The organism is Halalkalibaculum sp. DA3122, assembly GCF_043951865.1.
Lineage (GTDB): Bacteria > Bacteroidota > Rhodothermia > Balneolales > Balneolaceae > JAMQKA01.
On record NZ_JBINJF010000020.1, the window covers coordinates 85,708 to 101,574 of the forward strand.

The following is a 15,867-nucleotide window of genomic DNA, read 5'->3' on the forward strand; positions in this document are numbered from 1 at the left end:
TCCTGTTTATAATGGCAAAGAAAAATCAAATACTGCTAATATTTTTTTGTCTTCTAGCTGGTTGTTCGCCAGAACCGAAGGAATTAAAATGGGTTGAGAAAGAAGGATATCGCTGGGCAGAAGTCCACCCCAAAGAATCTGGCAAAGTTGGGTTTATTAAACGAGACAATTGGGATACAAATATTGATTTTATAAATAATTTAAGCCAGGCAGATATTGATGAAAATCAAAACTACATGAATGGGTCAGGAGTGGCTACTGCAGATGTGGATGGAGATGGATGGACTGACGTCTATTTTGGCAATTTAAAAGGGGAAAACAAATTATATAAAAATTCAGGAGGTTTCCGATTTAATGACATCACTGAGCACGCGGGAGTTGGCCATGATGATTTTCATACTACTGGTGTTGTTTTTGCTGATGTAGATGGTGATGATGATCCCGATCTTTTGGTTGCTTCACTTGATAAGAAAAATGCTTTGTACATAAATGACGGTACTGGACAGTTTCATCTGAAAGAAGATAGTGGCCTGAATACTAGTAAAGGAAGTACAACTATGACGCTAGCCGATATTGATGATGATAAAGATCTTGATTTGTTTGTGGCAAATAACAAGGAGAAACCGGCTAGAAATATATTCAAACCTAGTCAACTTAAAACCACCAATATGGTGGAATTGGAGTCAAAGGGACAGTATAGATTACGCAAACCGTTTGATAAACACTATACAATTCTATATAGAGAGCACAAAGATCCTTTACTCAAAGAGCGGGCTGAAGTAAATGAGCTTTATATCAATAACGGAAGTGGAGAATTTGATAATGTAAAAAATATTAGCGAGCGCTTTCTAGATAGTGATGGTAATCCAGCGGATTTAAAACCTGAATGGAGTCTTACTGCAAAATTTTACGACATAAACGGTAATGGACTTCCAGATCTTTACGTGTGTAATGATTTTTGGACAACAGACCGCATTTGGATTAACATAGGTAAAGGTCGTTTCAAAGCTGCCAGCTATAAAGAATTCCGGAATTTTAGTTTTTCTTCAATGGGGGTAGCAATTGCAGATATTGATCGTGATGGGACCAGTGACATATTTGTATCAGAGATGCTTAGTAAATATCATCATAGGCGTGCACGACAAATCATCTCTATGGAACCCTACCCATCCAAAATTCAGAGTTCAATGTATCAACCTCAGTATATGCGAAATTCGTTATATCTAAATAGAGGAGATAACACGTTTGCCGAGATTTCCCATTATAGTGGAGTAGAAGCTACGGGATGGTCTTGGGCCACTCAGTTTTTAGATGTTGATTTGGATGGTTACGAAGATCTTATAGTCAATACTGGTCATGTATACGATGCGATGGATATTGACTATCAAAAGAGGAGAGGTAATCAAATTGACCGAAGCAAAGGCAGAATTCAAAGTTATGTAAAACTTGATCAAGCCCCTCCCCTCAATTTAAGAAACAAAATATATCGAAATAGAAATGATCTTACTTTTGAAGAAGTTGGAAAAAAGTGGGGTTTTAACGAGCTGGATGCCTCTTATGGATTAGCTACAGCTGATTTTGACAATGATGGTGATCTCGACTTAGCTATTAACCGCTTAATGGATAGAGCTGTCCTTTATGAGAACACAACGGCATCACCGCGCATAGCCGTAAAGCTTAAGGGTTCTTACCCGAACACCAGGGGTATAGGAGCAAAGGTGATTCTTGAGGGCGGGGGGATTGAAAAACAAATGAAAGAGATGGTATCAGGTGGCAATTATATGTCTGATTCATCGCCCATATTAACTTTTGCTGCAAATAACAAAAATCAAAATCATATACTTAAAGTGGTATGGCCTGATGGTAAGCGCAGTATAATTGATAGCGTTGCTGCAAATCGAATCTATGAAATTTCAAAGACTTCAAGTAGTTCAAAAGTTGAGTGGGGAAAAACGTTGAAAAAAGATGAAAATATTCATTTTAAAGATTCTTCACGTCTAATTAATCACCGACATCAGGAAAGTCATTTTGATGATTTTGAATCTCAGTCATTATTACCGATACAGCTCAGTCAATCAGGACCAGGAGTTAGTTGGATAGATATAAATAGTGACGGTAATGATGATTTAATTATTGGTGCAGGAAAAGATGAAAAGCTAAATATATTTATTAATGAAGACGGGCATTTAAATAAGATTAAGGAATCCAAATTAAGTGAAAGTTTTAGTGGTGACCAAACGTCAATCGTTGGGTGGCAAGAAAACAACAATACTTATCTGACAGTAGGAAATTCAAATTATGAGCAAAAGGGTAAATATGTATCTCCTGCTTACATTTACAAAATTCAAAATGGACAGGTAGTTAAGAAAGATAGTTTGCCAGGTATGACATCTTCTATAGGACCAATTGCTTTATCAGATTACGATAATGATGGAGATTTGGATCTGTTTCTTGGAGGGAGATTTATACCATTCAATTATCCATTGGATGCGAGCTCTAAACTGTTTGAAAATGTAAATGGAACCTTCAAAATTGATCAAGAGAACTCAAAAAAGCTACGTAGGATAGGTCTGGTGACAGGGGCAGTGTTTACCGATTATAATGAGGATGGTTACGAAGATTTACTGTTAAGTACAGAATGGGGATCATTAAAATTGTTCCAGAATTTAAAGGGGAGTTTTCAAAATGCGACTTCGTCTATGGGGCTGGACAAATACAAAGGGTGGTGGAATGCTGTTTCAACAGGTGATTTTGATGGAAACGGGCTACCAGATTTTGTAGCTACAAATATTGGTTTAAACACACCTTATCAACTTGAATCAAAGTATCCTATAAAATTGTTTTATGACGATTTTAATAAGGATGGAAATATAGACATCGTGGAAGCCTACTATGATTCTACAATGCAGTCATATGTTCCTAGACGCCAGTTAAATAAATACAAGTCTTTGAGAGGGACCATTATGGAATCGAATTTAAAAACTCACAGAGATTTCGCAAATGCTACTCTCAGTGTGATTTTAAATAGAAATTTGGATTCTATTCCTTCAAAAAAAATAAATACACTGAGGCATATGATTTTTTTGAATGAAGGAACACATTTTAACGCTAGATCTCTTCCGGAGTATGCACAATTAGCCCCTGCCCAGCATACTTCTATTGCTGATTTCAATAATGATGGAATTGAAGATATATTTCTAAGCCAAAATTTATTTGCAGTTCATCCTGTTACACCTAGAATGGATGCAGGACGTGGTCTTATATTAAAAGGAAAAGGAAATGGGAATTTTGAACCCATACCGGGACATAAAAGTGGAATTAAAATCTATGGAGAACAAAAGGCAGCGGCACTGAACGACATTAATAATGATGGGAAAGTAGATTTATTGGTAAGTCAAAATCAAGATTCAACTAAAGTCTATTTAAACCAAACTAAGAAGAAGGGGATCAAAGTACATTTGAATGGTCCACTCCAAAACCGCATGGGTATAGGATCTAGTGTTAGATTAGTCTACGCTAATAACACTAAAGGTCCAATTAGAGAAATTCAGGCCGGATCTGGATATTGGTCTCAGAGATCATCAAAGCATATTCTTGGTATAAAAGAGAATGCTCACCCAATAAGTATAGAGGTCAATTGGTATGATGGGAACACACAATATATTAAAATAAATAAGTCAAAATGGAAGTATAATATTTCTCATCCTGACATTTCAATGTAAAACCCAATAAGGGTGCGGGAGTACACACATAGCTCTCCGACTTCAGTTGTTTGGGAAATGCAACTGAAGTCGACTGGAAAAACCAACTATAGGTTGGACAATATTCGGTGTTAAGAGAATTCCAGAATTAATATTAAGGTAGTAGAATGGAGTTAAGATGTAATTATCCGTATAGACGAATATCTAGTTTGACAATCCCCCAAAATATCAGTAAAATACTTATCGAACAATCGATTGTGCAAAATAAATCACTAGGTCTGTTTGATAATGCCTCTTTATTTATTTAAAAAGAACAATCGATTGTTCTTTTTAACCTTTAAAACCAAAATAAGTAAATGCCTAAGTTATTAAAGATTGCTCCATTTGTACTCCTTCTGAGTTTTCTATCTTTTACAACTAACGCTCAAATTAAACAAAATTCAGGTTCCATTATTTATGACTCCGACATGGGACCGGATTATGATGATGTGGGAGCTCTTGCTGTATTGCATGCTTTAGCCGACAGCGGAGAGGTGAATTTACTGGCTACCATCGCAAGTAACCGGCAACCGGAAAAGGCTCAGATTTTTGATGTGATCAACACCTATTTTGATCATCCTGATATGCCAGTTGGTATACCTAAAGGCATAGCAGTTGAACGAATTGACAGACGTGGATGGGGTCGAGTACTAGTGAAAAAATTTCCTCATGATATTCAATCGAATGCGGAGGTACCTGGTGCGGTGGAGCTTTACAGACGAATTTTAAGTACTCAACCCGATCAGAGTGTAACTATAGTAACCGTTGGATTTTTAACTAATATGGCCAAATTGCTGGTTTCTGAACCCGATAGCTATTCCAAATTATCTGGCCATGAGCTGGTCTCTAGAAAAGTTGAGAAATTAGTAAGTATGGCAGGTGAGTATCCTAGTGGTGAAGAACACAATATAGTCATGGATGTAGCCTCAACGGACTACGTATTAGAACATTGGCCGACTGAAATCATTTTTAGCGGATTCAAAATTGGAGAGAAAATAAAGACTGGTATACCCCTAATCAATAATGAGGATATCCAAGATAGTCCGGTAAAAGAAGCCTATGTGGTTAGCATCCCTCAACAACCACAAGATAAAGATGGCCGAATGAGTTGGGATCAGACAGCCGTGCTGGTAGCGGTAAGAGGAGCAGAGCCTTATTATTCGCTGGTACCTGGTAGAAATACGGTGGATTCGAATGGAGAGAATAAATGGGATTACTCGGGATCAGGGCATTTTTATATGGTTGAAAAGAAATCGGTAGACTATATGCAAAATCTTATTGATCAGTTAATGATGCACCAACCTGAATAAGGTAGAAATCAAAACCTTTTAAAATGTTTTCAGAATTAATAATAGTAATAAAACATGCATAAAATATTAGATTATGAAATTAAATAATTCAATTAAGTATGGTTTTCGTCAAAAAATCTCTTTCAGAAAGATAGGTGCTATAAGCGCTGTTGCATTGCTTACTTTATTTTTTTGCAGTTGTAGTTCAACTAATGATAAAACTCAGCAAATGGATCAGGTATCTCAGAAGCAACAAAAGAAGCGAATCTTATTTGATACAGATACGAATAATGAAATAGATGATCAGCATGCATTGGCCTATCTCTTATTTAATCAGCACATATTCGATGTAGAAGGAGTAACTGTCAATTCAACAAAAGAACCGGATGTAAAATTAGATTACATAGAGGCTCAACGAATATTGAAGCTCTCCAAGTCATATCAGAATATCCCTTTAAAAGAGGGGGCTGACAGTACCTTTCCAGAAATAGAAGATCAAGTGAATCAACCAAATTTTGAAGGTTCCTCTGCGGTCAACTTTATTATTGAGCGGGCCATGGCCGATGAAGAAAATGAACTCATTATTTTAGCTGTGGGTAAGCTAACCAATGTAGCTTTGGCATTAAAAAAAGAACCTGCCATCGCATCAAAAGCACGTCTAGTTTGGCTTGGATCAAACTATCCTGAACCTGGCGAGCATAATCAAGTCTCCGATACTACAGCTATGAACTACCTACTCAATTCGGATATTCCTTTTGAGATGGTAACTGTACGCTATGGGAAGCCCTCCGGAACTTCCGCCGTTAAAGTGACAAAGGGTCAAATAATACATAGAATGCCTGATAAAGGGCCTAATATTTCTGATCCAATTGAGGGACGCCACGGTGGGAAATTTAGTAACTTCGGAGATTATTCTGTGAACTTATTTCAAAATTATAAGATGGATGGAGACCCACCTTCGAGACCTTTATTTGATATGGCTGCTGTAGCAATAGTTAAGAACCCAGACTGGGGTGACTCAAAAGAAATACCATCTCCTATATTAATTGATAATCAATGGGTGGAAAGACCTGATAATGAAAGAAAAATTACTGTGTGGGAAAATTTCCATATATATGAAATTATGAGCGATTATTTTAAAACGATGAAAAATCCGATGATTGAAAATAGTAACTTATAACGCGTTTACCGGTTACGTTTAAACGATTTTGAACAAGGGGTAACGTATTGCTGACCCACCCCTGGCTCCCCTCCCGAGGAGGGGACAAGTTGCCTCCCCTCTTGATGAGTGGATTAATCGGTGTGTTATTTTTCCACTTTGCTTATAATCTACAGTTTGTTGCTTTAACTGGTAAACGGGTTAACTTATAATAATTATTAGGTCGAGAAAGCATATGAAGATTTATTCCCATATCCCCTAAATATCTCTCTGGCCCTTGATTGGGTCAGAGTGGAATTCCTAATCAATCTTGCATAGTAGACATTACAGACTTGTCCAGCAAGTGTCCAACATTTCTTACAAAAAGATGCATTTAGAATTTTTTAAGATTGCCGTGTTTCGTAGTTGAAATGATTTAAACCTACTTTTAGTGTGTTGAAATGCAAATATTTCCTTTCTGGTGGGGATACAAACAAAGTGCTGGGTATCAGTCATTTGGCTCAAAAGGTCACGAAACCTTTTTCCCGGCATTGGATGTTCTTTCAGTGTGAACTAAAACAATCCTGTTGAATCACTGGCAATAAGTCAGTTGTAGGGATAGCAAATAACTGATAACCAGTTCGCAAATAAGAAACTGTGCCCTCCCGAGGTTGACGTTACTGATATGAAAAAATGCGGGCTAACAGCTAAATCAGGGGAACAAGCACTCCACTCAAAATCAAGGCACCTGCCCAGACCAGGTCGATATTAAACCAGGCCGATTTGAGGAGCCTGAGCCCCAACTTTTCATAGACGATAACAGCTATAAGTCCCATTATCAGCAGATATCCTACCGTGTGGGCCAGTATGACAAGAATGCCAATCATCGGATCGGTTGGCAGGTTGGACAAAACGCTGGCATGACTGGCATGGTCCACCATCGCCCCTGTTTGATGATCCATGTGGGATGATGACATTCCGGGCTCAGCGTCCATCCCGCCAAAAAGAAACGGCAGGACCATCAGGCCGGCACCGTGAGCAGAAGCCATCAAAAATGACCAGGTGGTAAGCTGGCGAAAGTTAACCTGCATGCCCCCATAACGGGGGTGGCGATTGCGAATCAGCTTATAAACACCGAATACGATCAGTATGGCGGCGACAATCCACTTCAGGATTTCAAAAGGAATCACCAGCCCTATAATACCGACCAGCAGCAGTGTTACACCGATGGCCAACGCATGGCCAAGAGCCAGGGGAAGCAGGGCCGACCATACGGCCGCCCTGCGTTGTTCCTGTAACCCCAGACTCACGGCGAACAGCCATCCCATGCCCGGGTTGATCCCGTGAAAGATCCCCAGCAGCAGGAGCATGACAAACGTGAATATCAGTTCAGCAAACATGATGTCGGGATTAGTTTTTATTGGAATAACAGAATGAATCCGAAGAGGTGTCTCCACCCTGGAGCCGGACCTGGTGAGGCCGAACTCCTTCAAACTCCAGGAAGAAGGACTCGTCGAATTTCATTTCACCCTTATTGGGCTTCGCATTGATTTTGCTCATCCAGCCCTTGATGCCATCGGGGTAGAACTGGGCATCCCAGGGGGAATAAAGCGAGTTGGTCAGATAAATACGCCGGCCGTCACGGCTGATTTCCACCATCTGCGGGGCGCCGTTTCGTGGCACATCAGGAGTCGCAGGATGTGGAGTGCGACGGACAATACCGCCAATATGCAGTGAGTCCGTAAACTCCGGGTTGAAAGGATCACTGACATCATACTGGCGCAACTCTCCCGTACCCCAGCAGGATACGTAGAGGTAGCGGTCGTCGAGCGACAGGTTGATATCTGTGACCAGTGGCGGTACGGCTCCAAACCCCTGCAGCAGCGGCGGAAGATCTTCCGCCTCAGCGGGCTCGGCAGGTATCGTAATGACCTTTTTCGTCTTCCACTCGGCTTTCCCGTTGTGCCCCTCGCGGTACCACAGGAAGATCGACGCGGAGAGGTCTTCAAGCGAGAGCACCACCCCGGCAAATCCATAGGCTTTTTGGGGATTATGGGCCGGGCGGAGCTCCAGCACCATCTGATGCTCAGCGCCAAGATCCAGCGTTTGCAAATGATCATGGGTGCGCAAATCCCAGACGTGGAGAGAGTGCCCGTATTTGCCGTTCAGCAGCAGCTCGGGGTCAACTCCCCTGGATACCATGTTGGGCGTGCCCCACTCGCTGGTAAGCATGGTATCGTATCCGAGGTGCCACCAAAAGTCATACGAGAGGTATTGGTCGCCCCGGTTTCGCTCCCACGGTCCGAGGACCTCGAACGTCTCATGATCGAGCATAAAGATGCCGCCCGGCCCGTCACCCTCTGCGGAGCCCAGCGCATTTATATAAATACCATTAGGCCCGCAGTGCACAGTGTGGGGCGCGGAATACCCGGCTTTCTCCCTGATGGTTTCTGCTTCAATGGTCTTGATCAGCTTGGGATTACGCGGGTCCGGCTTGGTATCGATGATATGGATGCGCGACGATGCGATGCCCGGTACAATCAGGTAGCGACGTTCTGCGTGAGCGTGTGGCGCGTACCCGCAGAGGTGAGAGCTGCATGCATTCCATCCGAAATGGTGCAGTTCGTTATCCGATTCGGGCAGCTCCACTTTACTAATGAGCTTACCATAGGTTTTAGATTTGGGATCAACATCTACGACGCCAATAGCGTCTTTTTCACCTTCCCCCTCCGGATTGAAAATAGCGACATAGGCTATTTCTTCATCCGGTGCTTCCATCGCCATTTGCGGCGAGGTGTAAAACGTTTCATCAGGTTTCCATTTTGCCATGACAGTTATCCTTTTTTAGTTGTGGTTTATATAGGCATAATCATTTATTCACGAATCGTGCCAAAAAAGGAAGGTTTTTATAACCTGTTGACTAGCAGTGTGTTACGGGTTTTATTCTGTTGGGTAGGGGATAGTGAAATATCGTTATTTACGAAATGTCGTAACTAAATTTCGTAAAAATATTACCTGAAGATGAACAAAAAGGGGGATCTCAACTGGTGGATAGGAGTTTTGCCAATAACGCCCTTTTGGAAAAAACTATTAGAGACCTTTGCAAAACCTCCCGGCCCAACCGCTGTATTTGCGGTCGGACCGGTTTAAACGCTCTCACAGATCCCGACTGCTGTCGGGACGGCAAAAACAGCCATCCGACGGGTATTTCAAAGCCCCCCTATAAAAAAGTTACGCAGAGAATACACTGAGAACCACAAAGAAGAATCCCTCTGTGAAACTCTGTGCCTGCTCCGATATTCTCTGTGTTATAGCTTGGCAGATCTAAAAATTTGGCTTTCTTACTAACTATTTTGGCAACCTAATCCAAAACACATTTTAAATTTGGGACTAGTCGGAGGGCCGTTTAATATTGAGCGCCTTCATCCGCGAGCTGAACGTGGAGGGGGGAACGCCAATCAGCTCGGCGGCACCACCTTTGCCGGCTACTTTCCAGTCTGTTGCTTTTAGCGCCCGGATCATGTTCCGGCGTTCTTCCTGCAGCAGTTCTTCGGCCGTGAGTATCCGACCGTTGGCCGCATGAGAGGAATTCGATTGATCCGTGCGTAAAGCACCGGTAAGTACACTGGGAAGGTTAAGCGTATCATCCGGTGAGGTTATCACTGCCCGTTCTATAATATTTTGCAGCTCGCGGACATTGCCCGGCCAGTCGTACGACCGAAGGTGATTTTTGTCACCCGGCGTCAACGGTTTCATCCTGCGACCGAACTGTTTTGAAAATCGCTCTGTGAATGCTTCAGCCAGTAACAGGATATCATCGCCACGCTCCCTGAGAGGAGGAATTGTAATCGGAAACACATTGAGACGATAGTATAGATCGGCACGAAAGCCACCCTCCTGGATCATCTTTTTCAGATCGCGATTGGTCGCGGCGATGACCCGCACATTCACTTTTTGCGTCTGGGAGGAGCCCACCGGTTCAAATTCGCCCTCCTGGAGTACCCGGAGCAGTTTCGGTTGCAGGGACTTGGGCAGTTCACCGATCTCATCTAAAAATATCGTCCCGCCGTCGGCCAGGGCAAAGCGCCCTTTACGCTGTCCCGTAGCACCGGTAAAGGCCCCTTCTTCGTGACCAAAAAATTCACTTTCGATTAATGTTTCCGGGATGGTCGCACAATTCACCTTGATCAGCGGTTTGTCACTTCTTGTGCTCTTTGCGTGGATCGCCCGGGCCACAAGCTCTTTGCCGGTGCCGGTTTCCCCGGAGATAAGGACCGTTGCATTGGTACCGGCCACCTGGTCGATTTCGTCGAACACTTTCAGCATGCAGGGACTCCGCCCGATTATTTCGTCAGAGTTGTGGATGAGATCGAGCTCCTCCCGCAAATATTCCGACTCGGCCGACAGGGTATTAATTCTCTTCTCGGCTTTTATGCGATCTGTGATGTTTCTCAGAATCAGATTAAAATAGGTATTTCTGTTGTGTTCATAGCAGGACAGGGTAGCCTCAAACTGGAATGAATTCCCTTTTTTCCCCACAGCTTTTAGTCCCCCGGGAATCCAGAGATAACGCTGCCCCATGGGTCGATCGCGAAGGCCCTTCAGCAGATTTCTCAGTTTGTGCCCGGATTCTGCCAGCAGGTATCGCTCAAAGGATTCTCCCAGCATGGTATCGTTATTTTTATCCTCGAACAGTTCCAGTGCCGCCCGGTTGGCCTGGGTAACCGTGAGGTCGGACGTGATCTCAATAATGGCGTCCATGGCACTGTCGAAAAGGCGGCTGAGCTGCCCTTCTCGTTCTCTCAGGCGCTGCTCGGCCTTAATCCGGCGCAGCTCCGAAGCCCCGCGATCAGCAAAGATCTTGAACAGTGCAACATCGCGATACTTTTCCGGCATTTCTCGCGTGTCCATAACTGCAAGGTTCCCAAGGGTGTTACCGTCAAGGTCGAGCAGGGGGGCTCCCAGGTAGCTCATCGCGTTGTATTTCTGTAAATCGGGATCGTCCGGGAAAAGGTTAACAACATTTTTTGGGACATGCAGCATCTCTTTCTTTCCCAATACGATTTCACAGGGGGTTCCCGGAACATCATATTCATATCCCTCGATAAACCGATCACCCATCCAGAAGGCAAGGGCACGTAATTTTTGTCCCTTTTCTTTATACTCCGTTATCCAGGCACTTTCTGTGTGCAGCGCCTCCGCAAGGTGTTTGACGAGCTTCCTGAAAAAAGCGTTGCCTGTGTGAGCAGCCGTTCCTTGCAGTATAGTCCTTAGCGCTTGATGTTCCTCGAAAGGTGGGGCATCATATTGTTCTTTATTGCCCATTTTATTAACCACAAGTGTTTGTTTTTGTGGATCTTGCAGGTGGCTACTCCGGGAAGGTACTGCACTTTCCAACTCAGGTCAAATTCATCACGCACATTTTTTTGAATATTACCAATTTCATTAACTGTTGGTGGTGTTTGGGCTCTCTGCCTTTGCCCGGTGGAAACCTGTTTGGCCTCGATACAAAAGCGACCGGTAAAAAAGGGGAACGCGGTTTTGGAAATTAGTCGCTTGCCAATGCCTACATACTCAATAAAAGCGATCCCGTATCCATACCTGTCCCGCATCCCCCACCCTGTTTCCACACAGGTTTGGGGGGATAAACAATACTGACACGCGGTTGATGATCTACTCCACTCTACTTACGAGAGGACTTTGCAAAACCGTTGTTTTGCTCAATTCCGGCATTTTCGCGGATTCGAACTCCTCATTTATGAGATATAAACTGCGGTTTCGAATCCGCTCAGGCTTTAGCCTTGAACAAAACCCCGGGGTTTTCAAAGCCCCCTTACGAATAATCCGGATCATTCTTCCCCGCCGATCCATAGGTTATTCGACGGATCGATGTCAGGCAGTTCCCTGTCGGGATCGATCTCCACACGGGTGATCTCCTGTTTGGTATCCAGCTTTGCCGTCCACGTATTGCCGCGGTGCCAAACATGTACCGGCAGCTCCACCCGCTGCGTGGAACCATCGGCCAGTGTCACCTGCATGATGACCGGCATAACCAGCTTGTCCCTGTTGCTGATGCTGATAAGCGCTCCGTTTGAAGCTTCTCCGTCCACATAGTTGACAGAATCCACCGCCTGATCCATATTCCAGGTTTTTTCGAACCAGCCTCTCCAGAACCAGTCCAGCTCGCGGCCCGTTACGTCTTCCATGGTATTGAAGAAATCGTCATGAGTGGGATGTTTATAGGCCCAGCGGTCGATATACTCTTTAAACGCCTCATCAAAAAGTTCAGGACCGATAACGGTCTCGCGAAGTATACGGAGCCCCACGGCCGGTTTAAAGTAGGCTACGTAACCGAGGTTTCCCTCCTGTATCTGGTCGGGGTGCGTCATGATCGGTTCATGGGCCGGGCTGTTCATCCAGTTGGTAATGCCCCGAATGCTGATGCGATGTCCGCCATATTCCCCATCGTTGAAATTCATGGTGCTGTAGCCATTCATAAAGGTATTGAGGCCTTCGTCCATCCAGGCATATTCCCGTTCGTTGGAACCCACAATCATCGGGAACCAAATATGCCCGAATTCGTGGTCGGTGACGCCCCAGAGTGCACTTCCGGTGGCCTCCCAGCTGCAAAACATGATACTCGGGTATTCCATGCCGCCTACTGTACCGGCAACATTTATAGCCAGTGGATAGGGATATTCAAGCCATTTCTCGGAGTAATACTCAACGGATCCTTTCACATACTCGGTGGAGCGCCCCCAGGCGGAGTCGCCCGCACTTTCAACCGGGTAAACCGACATCGCCAGCGACTGATCTTCCCCCGGCAGGTTTATGCGAGCGGCGTCCCAGATAAATGCTTTGGAGGCGGCCCAGGCGATATCCCGAGCATCTTCAATCCGGTAATGCCAGGTGAGCGTGCCCCCTGTGTTGGGTCGGGATGCTTCCGTGCCCACCTCATCCTCACGGATAATAAAGACCCGTTCGTCGCTTTGCTGGGCTTTTTGCCAGCGTTCCTGCTGCTCTTTGGTCAGCACCTCCTCCTTGTTTAGCAGGTCCCCGGAGCCAACTACCACAAATTCGGAAGGGGCCGTAATGGTGTAGTCAAACGTTCCGAAATCCATGTAAAACTCTCCGGCTCCCAGGTAGGGGCGGATGTTCCAGCCCTCCATGTCATCATATACGGCCATCCGCGGATACCACTGCGCCAGCTGATAGATCCAGCCGTTTTGCGTGTTGAGTCGCCCCATGCGGTCAGAACCGTACTCCGGGATACGAAATTCAAAGTCGATTTGTATCGATACCTGTCCCCCTTCAGCTGCCAGGGCCTCTCTCAGGTGCAGCTTCATGTTGGTGTCCACCAGGTGCCGTTTGGGTTCGTAGATCTCGCCGTTGTGGGTTACCCGGATGTTTTTGATCTGGACGCCCCCGTCAAACCCCCGGTTTCCAAAGCGCGAGCCGGTATGCGGGGTGAGCCTGGTTCCCCAAGAGTCCTTCGCAAACAGGTTTTGATCCAGCTGTATCCAGAGCGACTCCAGCGCATCGGGACTGTTATTGGTGTACTGGATCTCAACCGTCGACTCTACCCGGTGATCTTCCGGATGAAGGATGACATCGAGATTGTAATCGGCACTGTTCTGCCAGTATGCTTCGCCCGGGGCACCGCTGGCACTGCGGTAGATGGTGCTTTCACCCGTATGGTAAGGCAGGAACGCTTCCTGCACATTTGGGTTCTCTTGTTGTGCCCTTGCGGAGGTGGTTAGGAACAGTCCTATAAGAAGGGAGATAAATGATATGTTTAATTTCATTGCAGGTGCTTTTACTATTAAATGGTTGTTGCTGACGGTTTATAATTAAATGCTCTCTGGCATGTCATATTTTGACGGGGAGAAGGTTCAAAATTTAACGGATTTGTTCAAGAGATATTCGTGATATCAACGTCGCTGTTACCGGGAAATTGAACGCTTGGTGTTAAATCAGGCAGGCTATTCCGGTATTATCGTAGAAACGCTGTTGATTTCCGACCGGTATACCCCTGCCAATAGTGTTGCCAAAACGGGGTACATGGTTCTGAAAGTTCCCGGCAGACCGCTTGAAGATACGGGGAAATAGATGCTGAATTAAATAATTAAAGTAAATTACAGAAAACAGTTCGAAAAATTAGATCATTTTCTCATATTCCCGTGTTATGAGGAGCCGATTCACAGGTTGCCCGACGGGACTGTCAATGAAGTCCGGGAAGAAAGCCCGGTAACGGCCGGCAACTTGCGGTGCTGCCCAGGTTGTTTGGGGCACGGTTCAATTTAAATTAAGAGATCAGGTTTATGGATATTTTTAGTGATACCCGAACAGTAATGACGTTAGATGCCGGCGGGACAAATTTTGTGTTTTCAGCGCTCCAGGCGGGAAAAGAGATTTTGGAGCCGGTGACATTACCGGCCAACGGCGATAATCTGGATCGTTCCCTGAAAAATATGGTCCGGGGATTCCAGGAGGTGGAATCCAAAACCGGGCGTTCGGCAGATGCGATCAGTTTCGCATTTCCCGGTCCTGCCGACTATCCCTCCGGGGTGATCGGAGACCTGCCGAACATGCCTGGTTACCGGGGAGGCGTTGCTCTGGGCCCCATGCTGGAGGAGAAGTTTGGCCTGCCCGTGTTTATCAACAATGACGGGAACCTGTTCACCTATGGCGAAGCGATGGGGGGACTGCTGCCGGAAGTGAATAGCAGGCTCAGGGAAAACGGGATCCCCAGGCAGTACAAAAATCTTTTCGGAGTCACCATCGGTACCGGTTTTGGGGGTGGCATAGTTATGAACAACCAGTTGTGCCTTGGAGATAATTCTGCAGCAGGGGAGATTTGGCTTAGCCGAAACTATCGAAACAGCGCGCTTTTTGCCGAGGAGGGGGTAAGCATCCGGGCGGTACAGCGATCGTACGAGAAGCGTGCTTCCTCCGGGACCGACGAAAAGATGACCGTGCGTGAAATCTACCAGATCGCCAGGGGCGAAAAGCCGGGCGACAAGGAGGCTGCCGTCAAGGCTTTCGAGGAGATGGCGGTGGTACTTGGTGAGGCGCTGGCCAATGCCGTCACGCTTGTTGACAGCATTATTGTGCTGGGCGGCGGCATCTGCGGGGCTCATGAGCTGTTCCTGCCGAAAGCGATCGACCATATGAACGGGAGCATAGAAGATGAAAACGGGAAGAAAATATCGCGCCTGGTCTCGAGTATATACAACCTGGAGAGTCCGAAATCCGCCAAAGAGTTCTACAAGTATAAAAGCAGGCATGTGACGGTCCCCTACTCTGATCAAGAAGTCCCCTACGTGCCCGATAAACGCCTGGCCGCAGGCGTAACCCGGCTCGGAACCAGCAGGGCCACCGCATTGGGAGCCTACGCCTACGCGCTGAGTCAGCTTTAGCCCTTTTTCCAAGAGACCCTTGCAGAACCTGCTATTTTGTTGGGAGGTAGTTGTACCACCGACCTTGGTGACCTTTTAACGGGAGTACAACTTCCTCAGAACGAGAAATTGAGGTTTTTTGGCAAAGCCCTCTACAAGAAATTTAAATTAATTGTCGTGAAGAATACCGGCTACACAAAGTCAGGAGTTTGCGGCTGTTTTGATAGCTTTTCGAATTCTCAGGTAGGTACCGCAGCGGCACAAGTTGCCATTCATTGCGGACTTGATTTCTTCGTCTGAAG

The 15,867-nt window shown here is 45.4% G+C and carries 10 protein-coding genes; 4 read left to right on the forward strand and 6 right to left on the reverse strand.

Features of this window, described 5'->3' with window-relative positions; translation table 11 throughout:
- Window positions 1-11: 11 nt before the first annotated feature.
- The 3 genes from ACG2F4_RS13465 (at window position 12) to ACG2F4_RS13475 (ending at window position 6,209) form a co-directional block, all read left to right on the forward strand.
- Window positions 12-3,722 (forward strand): FG-GAP-like repeat-containing protein, encoded by a 3,711-nt coding sequence (locus ACG2F4_RS13465; protein ID WP_395261399.1) that lies wholly within the window; start codon window positions 12-14, stop codon window positions 3,720-3,722.
- 335 nt (window positions 3,723-4,057) lie between these two features.
- The gene (locus tag ACG2F4_RS13470) at window positions 4,058-5,050 is read left to right on the forward strand and encodes a nucleoside hydrolase (RefSeq protein WP_395261400.1); all 993 of its coding nucleotides are present in this window, start codon (window positions 4,058-4,060) and stop codon (window positions 5,048-5,050) included.
- 73 nt (window positions 5,051-5,123) lie between these two features.
- A complete protein-coding gene (locus ACG2F4_RS13475) occupies window positions 5,124-6,209 on the forward strand; it encodes a nucleoside hydrolase (RefSeq protein ID WP_395261401.1) in 1,086 nt (361 codons plus the stop codon).
- 665 nt (window positions 6,210-6,874) lie between these two features.
- Here the strand turns inward: ACG2F4_RS13475 and ACG2F4_RS13480 are convergent.
- The 5 genes from ACG2F4_RS13480 to ACG2F4_RS13500 form a co-directional block, all read right to left on the reverse strand.
- The gene (locus tag ACG2F4_RS13480) at window positions 6,875-7,567 is read right to left on the reverse strand and encodes a hypothetical protein (RefSeq protein WP_395261402.1); all 693 of its coding nucleotides are present in this window, start codon (window positions 7,565-7,567) and stop codon (window positions 6,875-6,877) included.
- A 10-nt stretch (window positions 7,568-7,577) separates the two neighbouring features.
- On the reverse strand, window positions 7,578-8,996 hold the full coding sequence (locus ACG2F4_RS13485; RefSeq protein WP_395261403.1) for a selenium-binding family protein: 1,419 nt from the start codon (window positions 8,994-8,996) through the stop codon (window positions 7,578-7,580).
- A gap of 561 nt (window positions 8,997-9,557) precedes the next feature.
- A complete protein-coding gene (locus ACG2F4_RS13490; protein ID WP_395261404.1) occupies window positions 9,558-11,492 on the reverse strand; it encodes a sigma 54-interacting transcriptional regulator in 1,935 nt (644 codons plus the stop codon).
- Window positions 11,438-11,779 (reverse strand): hypothetical protein, encoded by a 342-nt coding sequence (locus ACG2F4_RS13495; protein ID WP_395261405.1) that lies wholly within the window; start codon window positions 11,777-11,779, stop codon window positions 11,438-11,440. The genes ACG2F4_RS13490 and ACG2F4_RS13495 overlap by 55 nt, the downstream gene beginning before the upstream one ends.
- Window positions 11,780-12,016: 237 nt before the next feature.
- The gene (locus ACG2F4_RS13500) at window positions 12,017-13,972 is read right to left on the reverse strand and encodes a M1 family metallopeptidase (RefSeq protein ID WP_395261406.1); all 1,956 of its coding nucleotides are present in this window, start codon (window positions 13,970-13,972) and stop codon (window positions 12,017-12,019) included.
- A gap of 516 nt (window positions 13,973-14,488) precedes the next feature.
- On the opposite strand from ACG2F4_RS13500, the gene ACG2F4_RS13505 reads away from it, so the two are divergent.
- Window positions 14,489-15,586 (forward strand): ROK family protein, encoded by a 1,098-nt coding sequence (locus tag ACG2F4_RS13505; protein WP_395261407.1) that lies wholly within the window; start codon window positions 14,489-14,491, stop codon window positions 15,584-15,586.
- Window positions 15,587-15,766: 180 nt separating this feature from the next.
- Here the strand turns inward: ACG2F4_RS13505 and ACG2F4_RS13510 are convergent.
- The coding region (locus ACG2F4_RS13510; RefSeq protein WP_395261408.1) for a 2Fe-2S iron-sulfur cluster-binding protein at window positions 15,767-15,867 on the reverse strand (101 nt) is incomplete at its 5' end.

Bases quoted from the DNA above. Each gene is read 5' to 3' on its own strand.
- ACG2F4_RS13500 (WP_395261406.1), bottom strand. From the start codon at position 13,972: ATGAAATTAAACATATCATTTATCTCCCTTCTTATAGGACTGTTCCTA.
- ACG2F4_RS13465 (WP_395261399.1), top strand. From the start codon at position 12: ATGGCAAAGAAAAATCAAATACTGCTAATATTTTTTTGTCTTCTAGCT.
- ACG2F4_RS13485 (WP_395261403.1), bottom strand. From the start codon at position 8,996: ATGGCAAAATGGAAACCTGATGAAACGTTTTACACCTCGCCGCAAATG.
- ACG2F4_RS13495 (WP_395261405.1), bottom strand. From the start codon at position 11,779: ATGCGGGACAGGTATGGATACGGGATCGCTTTTATTGAGTATGTAGGC.
- ACG2F4_RS13490 (WP_395261404.1), bottom strand. From the start codon at position 11,492: ATGGGCAATAAAGAACAATATGATGCCCCACCTTTCGAGGAACATCAA.
- ACG2F4_RS13480 (WP_395261402.1), bottom strand. From the start codon at position 7,567: ATGTTTGCTGAACTGATATTCACGTTTGTCATGCTCCTGCTGCTGGGG.
- ACG2F4_RS13505 (WP_395261407.1), top strand. From the start codon at position 14,489: ATGGATATTTTTAGTGATACCCGAACAGTAATGACGTTAGATGCCGGC.
- ACG2F4_RS13475 (WP_395261401.1), top strand. From the start codon at position 5,124: ATGAAATTAAATAATTCAATTAAGTATGGTTTTCGTCAAAAAATCTCT.
- ACG2F4_RS13470 (WP_395261400.1), top strand. From the start codon at position 4,058: ATGCCTAAGTTATTAAAGATTGCTCCATTTGTACTCCTTCTGAGTTTT.